Origin of the sequence: Pseudoduganella sp. SL102, assembly GCF_027856995.1 — a bacterium.
GTDB classification, from domain to species: Bacteria; Pseudomonadota; Gammaproteobacteria; order Burkholderiales; family Burkholderiaceae_D; genus Rugamonas; species Rugamonas albidiflava.
The window spans coordinates 793028-808723 of record NZ_CP115554.1; the positions used below are offsets into that span (position 1 = coordinate 793028).

Annotated in this window: 6 protein-coding genes and 1 riboswitch; of the genes, 3 read left to right on the forward strand and 3 right to left on the reverse strand. The window is 68.3% G+C overall.

Translation table 11 applies throughout. The features are described from left to right. Window positions 1–100: 100 nt before the first annotated feature. Together OU994_RS03480 and OU994_RS03485 are read right to left on the reverse strand one after the other, a co-directional pair. Window positions 101–1279: an HPP family protein gene (locus tag OU994_RS03480; RefSeq protein WP_373922540.1), complete on the reverse strand. Its 1179-nt coding sequence runs from the start codon at window positions 1277–1279 to the stop codon at window positions 101–103. A 7-nt stretch (window positions 1280–1286) separates the two neighbouring features. Continuing rightward, complete coding sequence (locus tag OU994_RS03485) at window positions 1287–1775, reverse strand: Lrp/AsnC family transcriptional regulator (protein ID WP_281609649.1); 489 nt, start codon at window positions 1773–1775, stop codon at window positions 1287–1289. Between the two features lie 99 nt (window positions 1776–1874). Here OU994_RS03485 and OU994_RS03490 point away from each other — a divergent pair, with 99 nt between their 5' ends. Both OU994_RS03490 and OU994_RS03495 read left to right on the forward strand, forming a co-directional pair. Next, entirely contained in the window at window positions 1875–3836 is a 1962-nt protein-coding gene (locus tag OU994_RS03490; RefSeq protein WP_281609650.1) for an aminotransferase class V-fold PLP-dependent enzyme, read from the forward strand. A gap of 217 nt (window positions 3837–4053) precedes the next feature. Further along, on the forward strand, window positions 4054–12792 hold the full coding sequence (locus tag OU994_RS03495; RefSeq protein ID WP_373922541.1) for a GH36-type glycosyl hydrolase domain-containing protein: 8739 nt from the start codon (window positions 4054–4056) through the stop codon (window positions 12790–12792). Between the two features lie 100 nt (window positions 12793–12892). On the opposite strand, the gene OU994_RS03500 is transcribed toward OU994_RS03495, so the two are convergent. Beyond that, window positions 12893–13468: a TMEM165/GDT1 family protein gene (locus OU994_RS03500; protein WP_281609651.1), complete on the reverse strand. Its 576-nt coding sequence runs from the start codon at window positions 13466–13468 to the stop codon at window positions 12893–12895. Window positions 13469–13561: 93 nt separating this feature from the next. Then, a riboswitch (yybP-ykoY riboswitch) is annotated at window positions 13562–13686 on the reverse strand. A gap of 142 nt (window positions 13687–13828) precedes the next feature. Between OU994_RS03500 and OU994_RS03505 the strand changes: the two genes are divergently transcribed. Next, window positions 13829–15676: a M1 family metallopeptidase gene (locus OU994_RS03505; protein WP_281609652.1), complete on the forward strand. Its 1848-nt coding sequence runs from the start codon at window positions 13829–13831 to the stop codon at window positions 15674–15676. The last annotated feature ends 20 nt before the right edge of the window (window positions 15677–15696 follow it).

Genomic DNA, 15696 nt, shown 5'->3' on the forward strand with positions numbered 1-15696 from the left:
GCAATATTTCTGGAAAAATGGTGACTGTCACCGTTTTTCGGAAATCGGAGCCTGTCCCCGGTTTTTTTGTCACCGGATTGTAGTTGGCGTTTTGCAGCGCTCAGGCCGGTTCCGTGGTTTCGGCCAGCCGGTGTTCGTACAGCGCGGCCACCACGTCCGACTGGGTGACGATGCCGACGAAACGCTCGTTGGCGTCGACAATGGGGATGTGGTGCAGTCCGGCGTCGGCCATCAGCGGCACCAGGTCGACGATGGGCGTATCGGCTTGCGCCACGCGCGGGCGCGCCGTCATGATCTGGCCCACCACTTCCGCCTTTTCCGTATGCGACAGGCCGGTCGGCTTCAAGAACTCCTTCAGCTTTTCACGCATGCCGCGGTAGTCGTCCAAGCCGCTGTGCTTGAGGAAATCGCTCTGCGTGACGATGCCGATCACGCGCCGCGCCGGATTGAGCACGGGCAGGGCGGCGATATGGCGCTCGCGCATCGCGTGCCATGCCTCCGTCAGCGGCGTGGCGAATTCCGCCGTCACCACGTCGCGCGACATGATGTCGCCGCAGGTGATCACGCCGAAGCGGCGCTGGTAGGCGCGCAATTCGGTCTGCAGGAACAGCGCTTCCAGGTCGTCGCGGCTGATGTCGAGCACCTGGCCATAGCGCCGCAGCACGGCATCCAGGTCTTCCGGCTTGAAGCCCAGCCGCACGGTCGGCACCTCATCCTTGGTGGCATGCGGATTCGGATGCGACAGCGTCTGCGCGTGCGGATAGCGCCGCCCTGTCAGGTTGTTGTAGACGATCGCCGCGGCGACCAGCAGCACCGAATCCACCAGCACCGGACCCAGCGCGAATGAAAAGCCGGCCGCATGCACGGCAGGGCCGCCGATCACGGCCGTCAGTGCCGCCGCGCCGCCGGGTGGGTGCAGGCACCGCGTGAAGAACATCACGGCGATGGCGAGCGCCGTGCCCACCGCCGCCAGCGCGGGCATCGGCAACAGGTGGCCCAGCCAGCGCACGCAGGCGGCGCTGACCAGGGCGGAGATGACGTTGCCGCCGATGACGGACCAGGGTTGCGCCAGCGGGCTGGCCGGTACGCAGAACAGCAGCACCGACGAGGCACCCATCGGCGCCACCAGCCAGATCGCATCGTCACCCAGCATCAGGTGGGCGACCGTGCCCGTCACGAAGAGTCCCAGCAGGGCGCCGACGCTGGCACGCAGGCGTTCCTGGATGCTGGCCGTGCTGGGTGCGGGCAGCAAAACACTAAACAAAGATCTTACACGCATCTTTTGATTATCCCATGGCGACCCCATGCGCGACCAGATCCAGCGGCAGCGCGGTCGTGTATTTGATCTGTTCCATCGAAAAAGCCGACGAGACGCCGGTCAGGTTGGCCACCCGGATCAGCTTCTTGTAGAACCGGTCGTAGCCGTCGATATCGGTGGTGACCACCTTCAGCAGGTAGTCGACATCGCCGCTCATCCGGTGGAATTCCATCACTTCGGGCAGCGCGACGACGGCGGCGGCAAACCTGGCCAGCCATTGTTCGTCATGCTGGCTGGTGCGCACGCTGACGAAAACGGTGACGGGCAAGCCGGCCTTGCGGCGGTTCACCAGGGCGACGCGGCGGTCCAGGTAGCCGTCGTCCTGCAGGCGCTTCAGGCGCTTCCAGCAGGGCGTGCTGGTCAATCCAACCTTTACCGCCAGGTCGGCCACGGACAGCGTGCCATCCACCTGCAACGCGCCCAGGATCGCGTAATCGAATTTGTCGAGATCGTCCATGCTGCATTTCCCAATTAATAAGAACAAACATGCTCATTATGCGGTCTATACAAGGCTATTTGGCATGGCTGCTCCGCCGATGTCCGTTAAGCTGGATGGATGGACAATGAAATCTATCTCGACGGAAACGCCACGACGGCCGTCCTCCCCGCCGCACTGCGGGCCGCCACGGAAGCCATGGCGGAGCGGTATGGCAACCCCAGCAGTACTCACGCCACGGGGGTGAAGGCAAAAGCGCTGCTGGACACCGCGCGCGAACGCGCCTGCCGCCTGCTCGGAGCCGGCCCCGGCCGGCTGATGTTCAACAGTGGCGCCACCGAAGGCATCCAGACCGCGGTCTTGTCCGCGCTGTGCGCAGTGCGGGCACGCCGGACTGCGGGGGAACCGGCGGGCACGCTGCTGGTCTATGGGGCCACCGAGCACAAGGCCGTACCGGAGAGCCTGGCGCACTGGAATGCACTGCTGGGCCTGGACCTGGAACTCGTGCCGCTGCCGGTGGGGCACGACGGGCGCCACGATCTTGCCGCGCTGCGCCGGCTGGCACCACACGCCGCGTTCGTCTGCACGATGGCGGCCAACAACGAGACCGGCGTGATCTCGGACCTGGCCGGCATCGCCGCCGCGCTGGCGGACAGCCCGGCCCTGTGGATGGTCGACTGCGTGCAGGCGCTGGGCAAGCTGCCGCTCGACCTGGCCGCCACCCGCATCGACTACGCGCCATTTTCCGGCCACAAGCTGTATGCGCCGAAGGGCGTCGGCATGCTGTACGTGCGTGCCGGGGCACCGTTCACGCCGCTGATGAAGGGCGGCGGCCAGGAGACGGGCTGGCGTTCCGGCACCGAAAACATGGCCGGCATCGCCGGGTTCGGCGCGGTGCTGGCGGCGCTGGAGCCGGGCAGCCCGCCGGACGGCGCCACGTTCCGCTCCCATGCCGAACTGTGCGTGTTTCGTGACCGCCTGGCGGATGCGCTGTGCCAGGCCCTGCCAGGCATCGTCTTCAACGCCCCCTTCGACAAGGCATTGCCGACCACGCTCAATTTTTCCGTGCCGGGATTGTCCAGCAAGGAATTGCTGGACCTGTTCGACGCCGCCGCCGTGCGCGTATCGGCCGGCAGTGCCTGCTCCGCCGCGAAGGCGCAACCGTCGCATGTGCTGGAGGCAATGGGCTTGCCCGAATGGCGCAGCAGCAATGCCGTGCGGCTGTCGTTCGGCCCGCTGATGGAAGAGGCCACCGTGCAGGAAGCCTGCGCGCGCATCGCCCGCTGCGGCGACGCCCTGCGCCAGGCCGGCATGCTGGGCGAACCGACGGCGGCACGGCCGGACGGCTTGCTGCAGCTGAGCGCCGGCGGCAGCCACACGTGGCTGGTGTTCGATGCCGCCAGCGGCAGCTGCGCCGTGATCGATCCACAACCGGCGCTGGAAGACCGCATCGGCACGCTGCTGCGCGCGCACGGCTATCGCGAGGCGGTCCGGCTGTCCACGCACGACGGCACGGGGTGGCCGGCCACCGGCGACAGCCTGGGCCTGGGCGCGCAATGCCTGCGCCGCATGGCGTCCGGCACCGGCCGCCTGTGCTACCTGCTGGGCCCGGACGGCGAAGCGCCGCGCCACGCCTTCATCGGCGCTGCCGATCCTGCCGGCCTGGCGCACCTGCTGCCTGCGAATATCCTGCTGTGCCCGGGAAGGGATGCGCGGCCCGATGCGCCACCGGCGCTGTGCTCGGTGCCGCCCGCGAATACCGCCCCGGCATCGCTCGCCGGCATGCATCTCGATGCGGCCGCCGTGGCAAGCCTGCTGCGCGAGCACCCCGCCGCGCTGCTGGTCGATGTCCGTGAACCGTACGAACATGCGGCGACCGCCCGGTTCGCCGGCCCGCGCGCGGTCAGCATTCCCCTGAGCCGGCTGGCGGGAGAGCTCCCGGCGTGGCTGGCGCGGGCCGAGCGGGCCCCGCTGGTGTTCTTTTGCCGCAGCGGCAACCGCAGCGCCCGCGCCGCCGGTTGCCTGCGCAGCCTGGGCTATGCCGAGGCTTACCATTTGCAAGGCGGTATCGCCCTGTCCTGAGCAGCCTGGGGGGAAACCGGTTCTGCTTGAGGCGGCCACTGGCCGCCTTTGACGTTTACCTGAGCCACGTTCATGGTGCGGAGGGGTGTTTTTTTGCACTGCACCATCGCTATGTACGCTAGCGAACAGTGGCGTGACGTGCGACGGCATAATATTTCCTGCAACATACTCCAGCCGTGGCAGGCCTCCTTGCCAGCCACCCCGAAGCGAGGCTCCCTTGAAAGAACACTTCAAATCGTGGCCCGGCTTCATCGCCGGATTCCAGGAAGCCGCGCCCGGTTCCGCCGCATCCGATACCGAAGCAGACCTGCCGTTCCGCGCAGAGCTCTACAGTGCCCAGCAGATGGCGCACCATGGCCGCACGCTGGCGGAAACACATGTGCTGAGCAAGCGCCGCGGCCCCGACCAGCTGCTGTCGCGCCTTGCCGACAATGCCCGCGTGCTGCGTGGCACCGCCGAGGAATTGACGTCCGCCGTCAAGGAAGGGCGGCAGATCACGCCCGCATCCGAATGGCTGCTGGATAACTACTACCTGATCGAAGAACACATCCGCATCGCCCGGCGCCATTTGCCGAAGGATTACAGCAAGGAGCTGCCGCGCCTGGAAAAAGGCGCGGTCGACGGCACGCCGCGTGTCTACCGGCTGGCGCTGGAAGTGATCGCCCATGGCGACGGCCGCGTCGATCCGGAAAGCCTGTGCCGCTTCGTGGAGGCCTACCAGGAGCTTGCCCCGCTGACCCTGGGCGAGCTCTGGGCGATTCCCATCATGCTGCGCCTGGCGCTGCTGGAAAACCTGCGCCGGGTGGCCGCGCGCGTGGCCGAAAACCGCTACCAGCGCGACCTGGCCAACAGCTGGGCCGACGGAATGGTGGAAATCGCCGACAAGAATCCTTCCGGCCTGATCCTGCTGGTAGCCGACATGGCGCGCTCCAATCCGCCCATCACGAGCGGCTTCGTGGCCGAGCTGGCGCGGCGCCTGCAGGGCCAGAGCCCGGCGCTCACGCTGGCGCTCACCTGGGTCACCTACCGGCTGGCCGAAGCGGGGCAGACGATCGAGCAGCAGATCCAGGCCGAGATCGGCCAGCAGGCGGCCGACCAGGTGTCGATCGCCAACACGATCGGCAGCCTGCGCTTCCTCGGCACGATGGACTGGCAGGAATTCGTCGAGACGATGAGCACCGTGGAGCGGGCGCTGCGCGAAGACCCGTCCGGCATCTATGGCGCGATGGATTTCGCCACCCGCGACCATTACCGCCACGTGGTGGAAAAGGTCGCCCGCGGTTGCCGGCTTACCGAGGCGCAGGTGGCGCACGAGGCGGTCGAGCTGGCGCGCGCGCATGCCGGCAGCGACGATCCGCGCCACGGCCACGTGGGCTTCTACCTGGTCGACAAGGGCGTGCTGCTGCTGGAAAAGAAGGTGGCGCGGCGCCGTTCGCCGCGCGAATCGCTGCGCGCCACCGTGCGCGCCGCGCCGCTTGCCTCGTACCTGGGCGCGATCGCCGCCCTGTCCGTGATCGCCACCGCGCTGATGGTCGAGCGCGCGATGCGCGACGGCGTGGCCGGCTGGGAAACCGTGGTGCTGGCCGTGCTGGGCCTGATGGGCAGCAGCCAGCTGGCACTGGCGCTGGTGAACTGGGTGGCCACGCTGGTGACGCATCCGAGCCCGCTGCCGCGGATGGATTTCAAGGCCGGCATTCCTTCCGACGCGCGCGCCATCGTCGTCGTGCCGTCGCTGTTCTACAGCCTGGAAAATGTCGACGAACTGTGCGAGCAGCTCGAGGTGCGCTTCCTCGCCAACCGCGACCCGAACCTGCATTTCTGCCTGCTGTCCGACTTTGCCGATGCACCGGCTGAAACGCTGCCCACCGATGCCGGCCTGCTGGAACGGGCGCGCGGCCATATCGAAGACCTGAACCGCAAGTACGGGCAGGAAGACAATGCCTGCCCGTTCGTGCTGCTGCACCGGCCGCGCCTGTGGAATCCCGCCGAAGGGGCGTGGATGGGGCAGGAACGCAAGCGCGGCAAGCTGGCCGACCTGAACCGCTTCCTGCGCGGCGGCGCACGCGACCGCTTCACGCTGGTGGTCGGCGACAGCGGCCAGCTGCTGACCGTGAAATATGTGATCACGCTGGATGCCGACACGCAGCTGGCGCGCGACTCCGCGCGCCAGTTCATCGCCACCATGCGCCATCCGCTGAACCAGCCTGTCGTGAAGGAGATGGGCAGGGGAGCGGGCGGGCAGCGCTGCAACCGCGTGGTGTCCGGCTACGGCATCCTGCAGCCGCGCGTGGCTGTCAGCCTGCCCAGCCCGGACGCCTCGCTGTACGAGCGGCTGTGCGGCGGCGAACCGGGCATCGATCCCTACACGCGCACCGTGTCCGACGTGTACCAGGACGTGTTCGCGGAAGGGTCGTTCATCGGCAAGGGCATCTACGACGTGGACGTGTTCGAGAGGGTGCTGGGCGAACGCTTCCCGGACAACCGCATCCTGTCGCACGACCTGCTGGAAGGCTGCTACCTGCGCGCCGGCCTGCTGTCCGACGCCCAGCTGTACGAGCAGTATCCGCAGCGCTACCTCGACGACGTGAGCCGCCGCCACCGGTGGATCCGCGGCGACTGGCAACTGGCCGGCTGGCTGGCCGGCCGGGTGCCCACGGCAAGCGGCGCGCGCGGCAAGAACCCGCTGTCGGCGCTGTCGCGCTGGAAGCTGTTCGACAACCTGCGCCGCAGCCTGGTGGCGCCGGCGCTCACCTTGTCGCTGCTGTTCGCCTTCGCCGTGCTGCCGCATCCCTGGTTCTATACCAGCATGGTGCTGGCCATCATCTTCGTGCCCGCCATCGCCGCCGCGCTGTACGACCTGTCGCACAAGTCGCCGGACACGCTGTGGCGGCAGCACCTGCCGAACTCCCTGCGCCGCAGCGGCCTGCAGTTCGCCCATGGCGCGCTGTCGCTGGTGTTCCTGCCCTACGAGGCCTGCATCAGCCTCGACGCGATCGCCCGCACGGCCTGGCGCCTGCTGGTGTCGAAGCGGCACCTGCTGCAGTGGCGCCCCTCGGCACTGTCGCGCGCGAACGGCGGCCTGGTGGCCAGCTGGCGCACCATGTGGATGTCGCCGGTGCTGGCGCTGGCCGTGGGCATCGCGCTGGCCCTGTGGCGCATGAAGGCGTTCGAGGCGGCCGCCATCTTCCTCGTCGCCTGGCTGGTGGCGCCGGCGGTGGCGTGGTGGATCAGCCGCCCGGTCGAGCGCCTGCAGGCGCAGCTGGGCAACGGCCAGCGCCAGTTCCTGCACACGGTGGCGCGCAAGACATGGGCATGGTTCGACACCTTCGTCGGGCCGGACGACAACTGGCTGCCGCCCGATAACGTGCAGGAACACCCGGGCATGGTGATCGCGCACCGCACGTCGCCCACCAATATCGGCATGGCGCTGCTGGCCAACGTCAGCGCCTACGATTTCGGCTACCTGACCCTGGCGCAGCTGCTGCAACGCACGCGGCACACGCTCGACACGATGGGCGAACTGGAACGCTACCAGGGGCATTTCTACAACTGGTACGACACCCAGTCGAAAAAGCCGCTGCACCCGGTCTACGTGTCGACCGTGGACAGCGGCAACCTGGCCGGCCACCTGCTGGTGCTGCAGGCGGCGCTGCTGAACGCGGCGGACGAACCGGTCGTCGGGCCGCAGGTCGTCACCGGACTGGAAACCACGCTGGCCGTGCTGCAGGAAGCGCTCGCCGGCGCGGAAGGCACCGCCACTGCCGATCCGGGGGCGATCACGGCACTGCGCGAGGCGCTGGTGCCGCAGCAGCCGTCGTATCCTTCCAGCCTGCCTGAATTGCGGGCGTACCTGGAACGCGCCACCGCCGCCGCCGACGCGTTCGCGGCCCAGCCGGCGCTGGCCGATAACGCCACGGCGCGCACGTGGGCCGGCGCGCTGGCCGCGCAATGCCGCGCCGCCTTCGACGACCTGGTCCTGCTGGCGCCGTGGATCGGCGCAGGCACCGGTCCGGAAGCGGCCGGCGCGGGCGTGGTCGACACCGTCCTGCTGAAGATCCCGACCCTGCGCGAACTGGCGTCGTATCCGCCAGCCGGGGCGCCGCTGTCGGAACTGGCGCCGGGCGAGCGGGAGCGCCGCGAACAGCTGGGCGTGCTGGTGGAGCAGGGCGCCGCCGTGGCGCGCGAGCGCATGGCGCACCTGCACGAACTGGCCGGGCAAGCGTGCAGCTTCGCCCAGCTGGACTATGGTTTCCTGTACAACCGCACCACCAGGCTGCTGGCGATCGGCTACAACGTCACCGAGCGGCGGCTCGACGCCAGCTATTACGACCTGCTCGCCTCCGAGGTGCGGCTGGCCAGCTACGTGGCCGTGGCCCAGGGCCAGCTGCCGCAGGAGCACTGGTTCGCCCTGGGCCGGCAGCTCGCCATCGTCCATGGCCAGCCGGTGCTGATGTCGTGGAGCGGCTCGATGTTCGAGTACCTGATGCCGCTGCTGGTGATGCCGACCTATCCGAGCACCCTGCTGGACCAGACCTACCGCTCGGTGGTGGCGGCACAGATCGAATACGCGCGCCAGCGCAACGTTCCATGGGGTATCTCCGAATCCGGCTACACCACCGTGGACGCGGCGATGAACTACCAGTACCGCGCGTTCGGCGTGCCCGGCCTGGGCATGAAGCGCGGCCTGGCGGACGACCTGGTGATCGCGCCCTATGCGTCGATGATGGCGCTGATGGTGGATCCGGAAGCGGCCTGCCAGAACCTGGAAAAGATGGCCGGCCTCGGCTTCATGGGCCGCTACGGCTTCTACGAGGCGATCGACTACACGCCGGCGCGGCTGCCGCGCGGCCAGCCGTTCGCGGTGGTGAAATCGTTCATGGTGCACCACCAGGGCATGGGTTTCCTGGCGCTGTCGTACCTGCTGCACGACCGGCCGATGCAGCGCCGCTTCGAATCCGACCCGATGCTGCAATCGGCGCTGCTGATGCTGCAGGAGCGCAGCCCGCGCATCGGCGCGTTCTTCTCCACCAGTTCCGAGCAGGCCGCCGCCGTGCGCTCCACCTCGCACGACCAGGCCGCGCCGGTGCGCGTGCTGGCGCAGCCGAACACGCCGGTACCCGAAGTGCAGTTGCTGTCGAATGGCCGCTACCACGTGATGGTGACGGCGGCGGGCGGCAGCAGCAGCCGCTGGCGCGACCTGGCCGTGACACGCTGGCGCGAGGATACGACGCGCGACAACTGGGGCCAGTTCTGCTACGTGCGCGACGAGGATGGCCACTTCTGGTCGAACACCTACCAGCCCACGCTGGCCGAGCCGGAACACTACGAGGTGATCTTCTCCGAGGGCCGCGCCGAATACCGGCGCACCGACCGGGGCATCGACCTGCACACCGACATCGTCGTCTCCCCGGAGGACGATATCGAGATGCGCCGGCTGCGCGTGACGAACAATTCGAACCGGCCGCGCACGCTCGAACTGACCAGCTTTGCCGAAGTCGTGATGGCGCCGGCCGCGGCCGACATGGCGCACCCGGCCTTCTCGAAGCTGTTCGTGCAGACCGAGATCCTGGGCGAGGAGAGCGCCATCCTCTGCACGCGGCGCCCGCGCGGCAAGGGCGAACAGTCGCCGTGCATGCTGCACGTGATGACGGTGCACGATGCCGAGGTGCTGGAAGTCTCGTATGAGACCGACCGGGCCCACTTCATCGGGCGCGGCAACAGCGCGCGGGCACCCAGGGCGCTGGTCGAGCCGGGCCCGCTGGCCGGAGGCTACGGGTCGGTGCTGGACCCGGCGGTGGCGATCCGCTACCGCATCACGCTGCCGCCGGACAGCACGGCGACGATCGATATCGCCACCGGCATGACCGAGACCCGCGAGGCGGCCCGGCACCTGATCGACAAGTACCAGGACCGCCACATGGCCGACCGGGTCTTCGAGCTGGCCTGGACGCACAGCCAGGTGGTGCTGCGCCAGCTGAACGCCAGCGAAGCCGACGGCCAGCTGTACAGCCGCCTGGCGAACCACGTGATCTATCCGAACGCCGCGCTGCGCGCCGATCCGTCGGTGCTGATCAAGAATCACCGCGGCCAGTCGAACCTGTGGCCGTATGCGATCTCCGGCGACCTGCCGATCGTGCTGCTGCAGGTGAAGGATTCCGCCAACATCGAGGTGGCGCGGCAGATGGTGCAGGCGCACGCCTACTGGCGCCTCAAGGGCCTGACGGTGGACCTTGTGATCTGGTTCGAGGACACTTCCGGCTACCGCCAGGCGCTGTACGACCAGATCATCGGCATGATCGCTTCCGGCATCGATGCGCAGGCGATCGACCGGCCGGGCGGCATCTTCGTGCGGCCGCTCGAGCAGATCTCGAGCGAAGACAGGATCCTCTTGCAGACCGTGGCGCGGATGATCGTCAACGATGCCCGCGGCCCGCTGGCCGAGCAGGTCAAGCGCTCGGCCCCGCCGGTGCTGCGCGTGCCGCCGCTGCTGGCCGATCCGCGCGGCGAATATGACGACGCCGGCCCGGCCACGCACGTGCCGCACGACCTGATCCTGTGGAACGGCTTCGGCGGCTTCACGCCGGACGGGCGCGAATACGTGATCGTCACCGGCCATGGGCGCGTCACGCCGGCGCCGTGGTCGAACGTGCTGGCCAACGCGCAGTTCGGCAGCGTGATCTCGGAAAGCGGGCAAGCCTACACCTGGCATGAGAACGCCCATGAATTCCGCCTCACGCCCTGGCACAACGACCCAGTCACCGATGCCGGCGGCGAAGCGTTCTACCTGCGCGACGAAGCCAGCGGCCACTTCTGGTCGCCCACGCCGTTGCCGGCGCGCGGCAGCGGCGATTACGTTACGCGCCATGGCTTCGGCTACAGCACCTTCGAGCATACCGAGGCGGGCATCGGTTCGGTCATGACCACGTATGTATCGAACGACGCACCGGTGCGCTACACGGTGCTGAAGGTGCGCAACGGTTCACCGGTGGCGCGCAAGCTGTCGGTCACCGGCTATGTCGAATGGGTGCTGGGCGAGATGCGCTCGAAGTCCGCCATGCACGTCGTGACCGAGCTCGATGCGGTGAGCGGCGCGCTGTTCGCACGCAACCCGTACAACATGGAATTCTCGGGCCGCGTGGCGTTCTTCAGCGTCGACGCGGCGACGCGCACCGTGACCTCGGACCGTACCGAATTCCTCGGCCGCAACGGCACGCTGGCCAGCCCGGCCGCGTTGCGCCGCCAGCGGCTGTCCGGCAAGGTCGGCACCGGCCTCGATGCCTGCGCCGCGCTGCAGGTGCCGTTCGAGCTGCTGCCGGGCGAGGAGCGCGAGCTGGTCTTCGTGCTGGGCATGGGCGGACGCCGCAATGCCGACGCCAGCACGATGGCGCAGAAGCATGGCGGTGCCGCCGCCGCGCGCGATGCGCTGGCCGCCGTGCATGCGCACTGGCAGGCCACGCTGGGCGCGGTGCGCATCGCCACGCCCGAACCGGCGCTGGACGTGATCGCCAACGGCTGGCTGATGTACCAGACCATCGCCTGCCGGCTGTGGGCGCGCAGCGGCTATTACCAGTCCGGCGGCGCGTTCGGCTACCGCGACCAGCTGCAGGATGCGATGGCGATGGTGCATACCGAACCGCAGCTGCTGCGCGAGCACCTGGTGCTGTGCGCGGCGCACCAGTTCGCCGAGGGCGACGTGCAGCACTGGTGGCACCCGCCCTCCGACCGCGGCGTGCGCACCCACTGTTCGGACGATTACCTGTGGCTGCCGCTGGCCACCGCCCGCTATGTCAAGGTGACCGGCGACCTGTCGGTGCTCGACGAGGAAGCGCAGTACCTGGAAGGCCGGCCGGTGAAGGCCGACGAGGATTCCTACTACGACATGCCCGGCCGCTCGCCGCTGGCGGAAAACCTGTACCAGCACTGCGTGCGCGCGATCCGCCACGGCCTGCGTTTCGGCGTGCACGGCCTGCCGCTGATCGGCTCCTGCGACTGGAACGACGGCATGGACAAGGTGGGCGCGGAAGGCAGGGGCGAAAGCGTGTGGCTGGCGTGGTTCCTGGTCGACGTGCTGCGGCAGTTTGCCGAGGTGGCGGAGCGGCGCGGCGATACCGGTTTCGCCGCGGAGTGCCGGTCCGAGGCGGTCAGGCTGGCGGAAAATGTCGAGAAGAACGCGTGGGATGGCCAGTGGTACCGCCGCGCCTACTTCGACGACGGCACGCCGCTCGGCTCGCACGAAAGCGAAGAGTGCCAGATCGACTCGATCTCGCAGAGCTGGGGCGTGCTGTCCGGCGCGGCCGATCCCGAGCGGGCACGCGGCGCGATGGCGCAGGTCGACGCGCGGCTGGTGCGCCGCGACGCCGGCTTCATCCAGCTGCTCGACCCGCCGTTCGACAAGGCCGACCCGAACCCCGGCTATATCCAGGGCTATGTGCCGGGCGTGCGGGAAAACGGCGGCCAGTACACGCATGCCGCGGTCTGGACCGTGATGGCGTTCGCCGCGCTGGGCGATACTGCGAAGGCCTGGGAGCTGATGCGGCTGATCAACCCGGTGCAGCACGCGTCCAGCGCGGAAAACGTCGCCATCTACAAGGTCGAACCCTACGTGGTCACGGCCGACATCTACGCGGTCGAACCGCACGTGGGGCGCGGCGGCTGGAGCTGGTACACCGGCTCGTCCGGCTGGATGTACCGGCTGATCCTGGAGTCGCTGCTGGGCGTCACCCGCAACGGCGACCGGTTGTCGCTGGCGCCGAAGATGCCGGACGAGTGGGATGGCTTCGAGCTGTCGTATCGCTACGGTTCGTCGACCTATGCGATCCGCATTTCGCGCGGCGCGCCCGGCCTCACGGTCGATGGCGTGGCGGTGGCGGGCAACGAGATCGCGCTGGCCGACGACCGGCGCGAGCACGCCGTCGAACTGCGCGTGCCGCCAGCCTCGTCAACCCCAACGGCGTAACCCTGGGGTCAGACCCCCGCCAGCGTTGACGACAGGGTTCGCTGCCAACATCGACGGGGGTCTGACCCCTGCACCTGCCTCCGGGGCAAGCATGCGGACGTCAAAGCCCCACCGCGGTACCGGCGCCCATCAGCGTGGCCACGCCCAGCACCACGAAGATCACGGCGGCGATGCCGTGCACCACCTTCAGGTTGACGGCGGTGGCGGCGCGCTTGCCCAGGTACACGGCGGGCACGTTTGCCAGCATCATGCCCAGCGTAGTGCCGACGACGACGGGAATCAGCGCGTCGAAGCGGGCGGCCAGCGCCACGGTGGCGATCTGCGTCTTGTCGCCCATCTCGGCCAGGAAGAAGGCGACCAGCGTGGCGGTGAACACGCCGTAGCGACTGGCCGGCGCGTCGTCCTCGTCGATCTCGTCCGGCACCATGATCCACGCGGCCATGGCGATGAAGCCCAGGCCCAGGATCCAGCGCAGCGCACCGGGCCCCAGCAGCTCGGTCAGCCAGGTGCCGACGGCCGCGGCGCAGAAATGGTTGACGATGGTGGCGACGAAGATGCCGCCGACGATCGGCAGCGGGCGGCGGAACTGGGTGGCGAGCACGAAGGCGAGCAACTGGGTCTTGTCGCCGATTTCGGCGAGGGCGACGATGCCCGTGGAGACGAGGAAGGCTTCCATATAGGTGGCTGGGGGCCGGATGTTAACCAAGGATCCATGGGCGGTCCCGGCCCCGTGGTCAATGCGGCCGCCCGTGGATCATTGGTCTCGCCAGGCCGGGCGCTGCCGACATCGTGTCAACATCCGCCGGCCACCTGCGCCACGGCCTGCGGGCCGATCGTGTTGACGCAGGTTCTGCCGGCAAGGCCGGCAGGAGGCTACTCCCCAAAGAACGGGCGCCATGATAGCAGAACCGGCCAGGCAGGCGGTGGAAATGCCGTGCAAATAAAATGCAATGCAGTCAGAAAAGCCCATATGCTATTCTGCACCGCGCCCGCACCGGCGATCCCGGTGCCAGCCCGACTCTTTCAAAGGAAGCACATGCGAAAACCCTCTCTGCGCCTGGCGATATCCGCCGCGCTGGCACTGCTCGCAACGGCGGCCCATGCCCAGGATCCACTCAGCTACGCCCGCTACAACGAGGTCCGCACTACCGACCTGTACCTCGACCTCAAGGCCGATTTTTCCCGCAAGACGCTGGCCGGGTACGCCGAGCTGACCCTGAACTGGCTGGACAAGAACGTGCGCACGCTGGTGCTCGATACCCGCCAGCTGAAGATCGCCCGCGTGCAGGTGCAGAACGACGACGGCCGCTGGGTGCCCGTCTCGTACCTGCTGGACCGCCCCGATCCGAAGAAGGGCCAGGCGCTGCGCATCTCGCTGCGCAGCCAGCCGAAGAAGGTGCGCGTGTACTACAACACCGCGCCCACCGCCGGCGCGCTGCAATGGCTGACGCCGATGCAGACACTGTCCGGCAAGCGACCGTTCATGTTCAGCCAGTCGCAGGCGATCGAGGCCCGCTCGTGGGCGCCGGTGCAGGACACGCCGGCCGTGCGCTTCACCTACGGCGCCCGCATCGAGGCGCCGGCCGGCATGCGCGTGGTGATGAGCGCCGAGAACGACCCGCAGGCCACCGGCGCCGGCGGCTGGAAATTCCGCATGCCGCAGCCGGTGCCGTCGTACCTGCTGGCGATCGCGATCGGCGAGATCGATGTGCGCAATGTCGGCCCGCGCTCGGCCGTGTACGCGGAACCGGGGCGCATCGAGGCCGCCGCCTTCGAGCTGGCCGATACGGAAAAGATGATCGCCGCCGCCGAGTCGCTGTACGGCCCCTACCGGTGGGGGCGCTACGACATGATCGTGCTGCCGCCGTCGTTCCCGATCGGCGGCATGGAAAACCCGCGCATGACGTTCCTGACGCCGACCATGATCGCCGGCGACCGCAGCCTGAACGACCTGATCGCGCACGAGCTGGCGCATTCCTGGTCCGGCAACCTCGTCACCAACGCCTCGTGGAAGCACTGGTGGCTGAACGAAGGCTTCACCACCTACGTGACGACCCGCATCCTCGAGATCCTGTACGGCGTGGAAGTGGCCGACATGAACCTGCAGGTCGAACAGGAAGAAGCGCTGGCTTCGCTGAAGGAGATTCCGGCGGCGAAGCAGGCCTTGCTGACGCGCGACCCGGACGTCAACCCGGAGACCTACACGGATGAAGGCCTGGCCTACCCGAAGGGTGCCTGGTTCCTGCGCACGCTCGAGCAGCGCGCCGGCCGCGAAGTGTTCGACCCGTTCCTGCGCGGCTGGTTCGACCAGCACGCGTTCCAGTCGGCCACCACCGAACAGTTCCTCGTCTACCTGCGCGCCAACCTGCTGGACAAGCATCCCAACGTGATGAGCCAGGCGGAGCTCGACGAGTGGCTGTACGGCGCGGGCATTCCGGCCAGCGCGCAGCGCGTGGTCTCGCAGCGCTTCAAGGCCGTCGATGCCCAGCGCGACGCCTGGCTGAAGGGCGAACAGGCGACCGCCGACCTGACCGCGCGCAGCTGGAGCGCGCCCGAGTGGATGCACTTCCTGAACGACATCGACAACAAGGCCAGCGCGCAGCAATTGCGCGAGCTGGACCAGACCTTCGCGCTGAAGACCAGCAAGAACAACGAGATCGCCTACCGCTTCTACCTGGCGTCGGTGCATGCCGGTTATGACGTGCGCGAGCAGCTCGACGCCTTCCTGATGAGCGTGGGGCGCCAGAAGTTCGTGGTGCCCCTGTACACCGCGCTGCTGAAGAACCCCAGGGATGCGGCCTGGGCGAAGAGCGTGTTTGCCAAGGCGCGCCCCCGGTATCACCCGGAAACGCAGAAGTCGGTCGACCGGCTGCTGAAGAAGTAACCGAGCAAAGCAAGGAGCAA

Coding starts and splice junctions, on each gene's coding strand:
- OU994_RS03490 (WP_281609650.1), top strand. CDS start 1,875: ATGGACAATGAAATCTATCTCGACGGAAACGCCACGACGGCCGTCCTC.
- OU994_RS03485 (WP_281609649.1), bottom strand. CDS start 1,775: ATGGACGATCTCGACAAATTCGATTACGCGATCCTGGGCGCGTTGCAG.
- OU994_RS03480 (WP_373922540.1), bottom strand. CDS start 1,279: ATGCGTGTAAGATCTTTGTTTAGTGTTTTGCTGCCCGCACCCAGCACG.
- OU994_RS03500 (WP_281609651.1), bottom strand. CDS start 13,468: ATGGAAGCCTTCCTCGTCTCCACGGGCATCGTCGCCCTCGCCGAAATC.
- OU994_RS03505 (WP_281609652.1), top strand. CDS start 13,829: ATGCGAAAACCCTCTCTGCGCCTGGCGATATCCGCCGCGCTGGCACTG.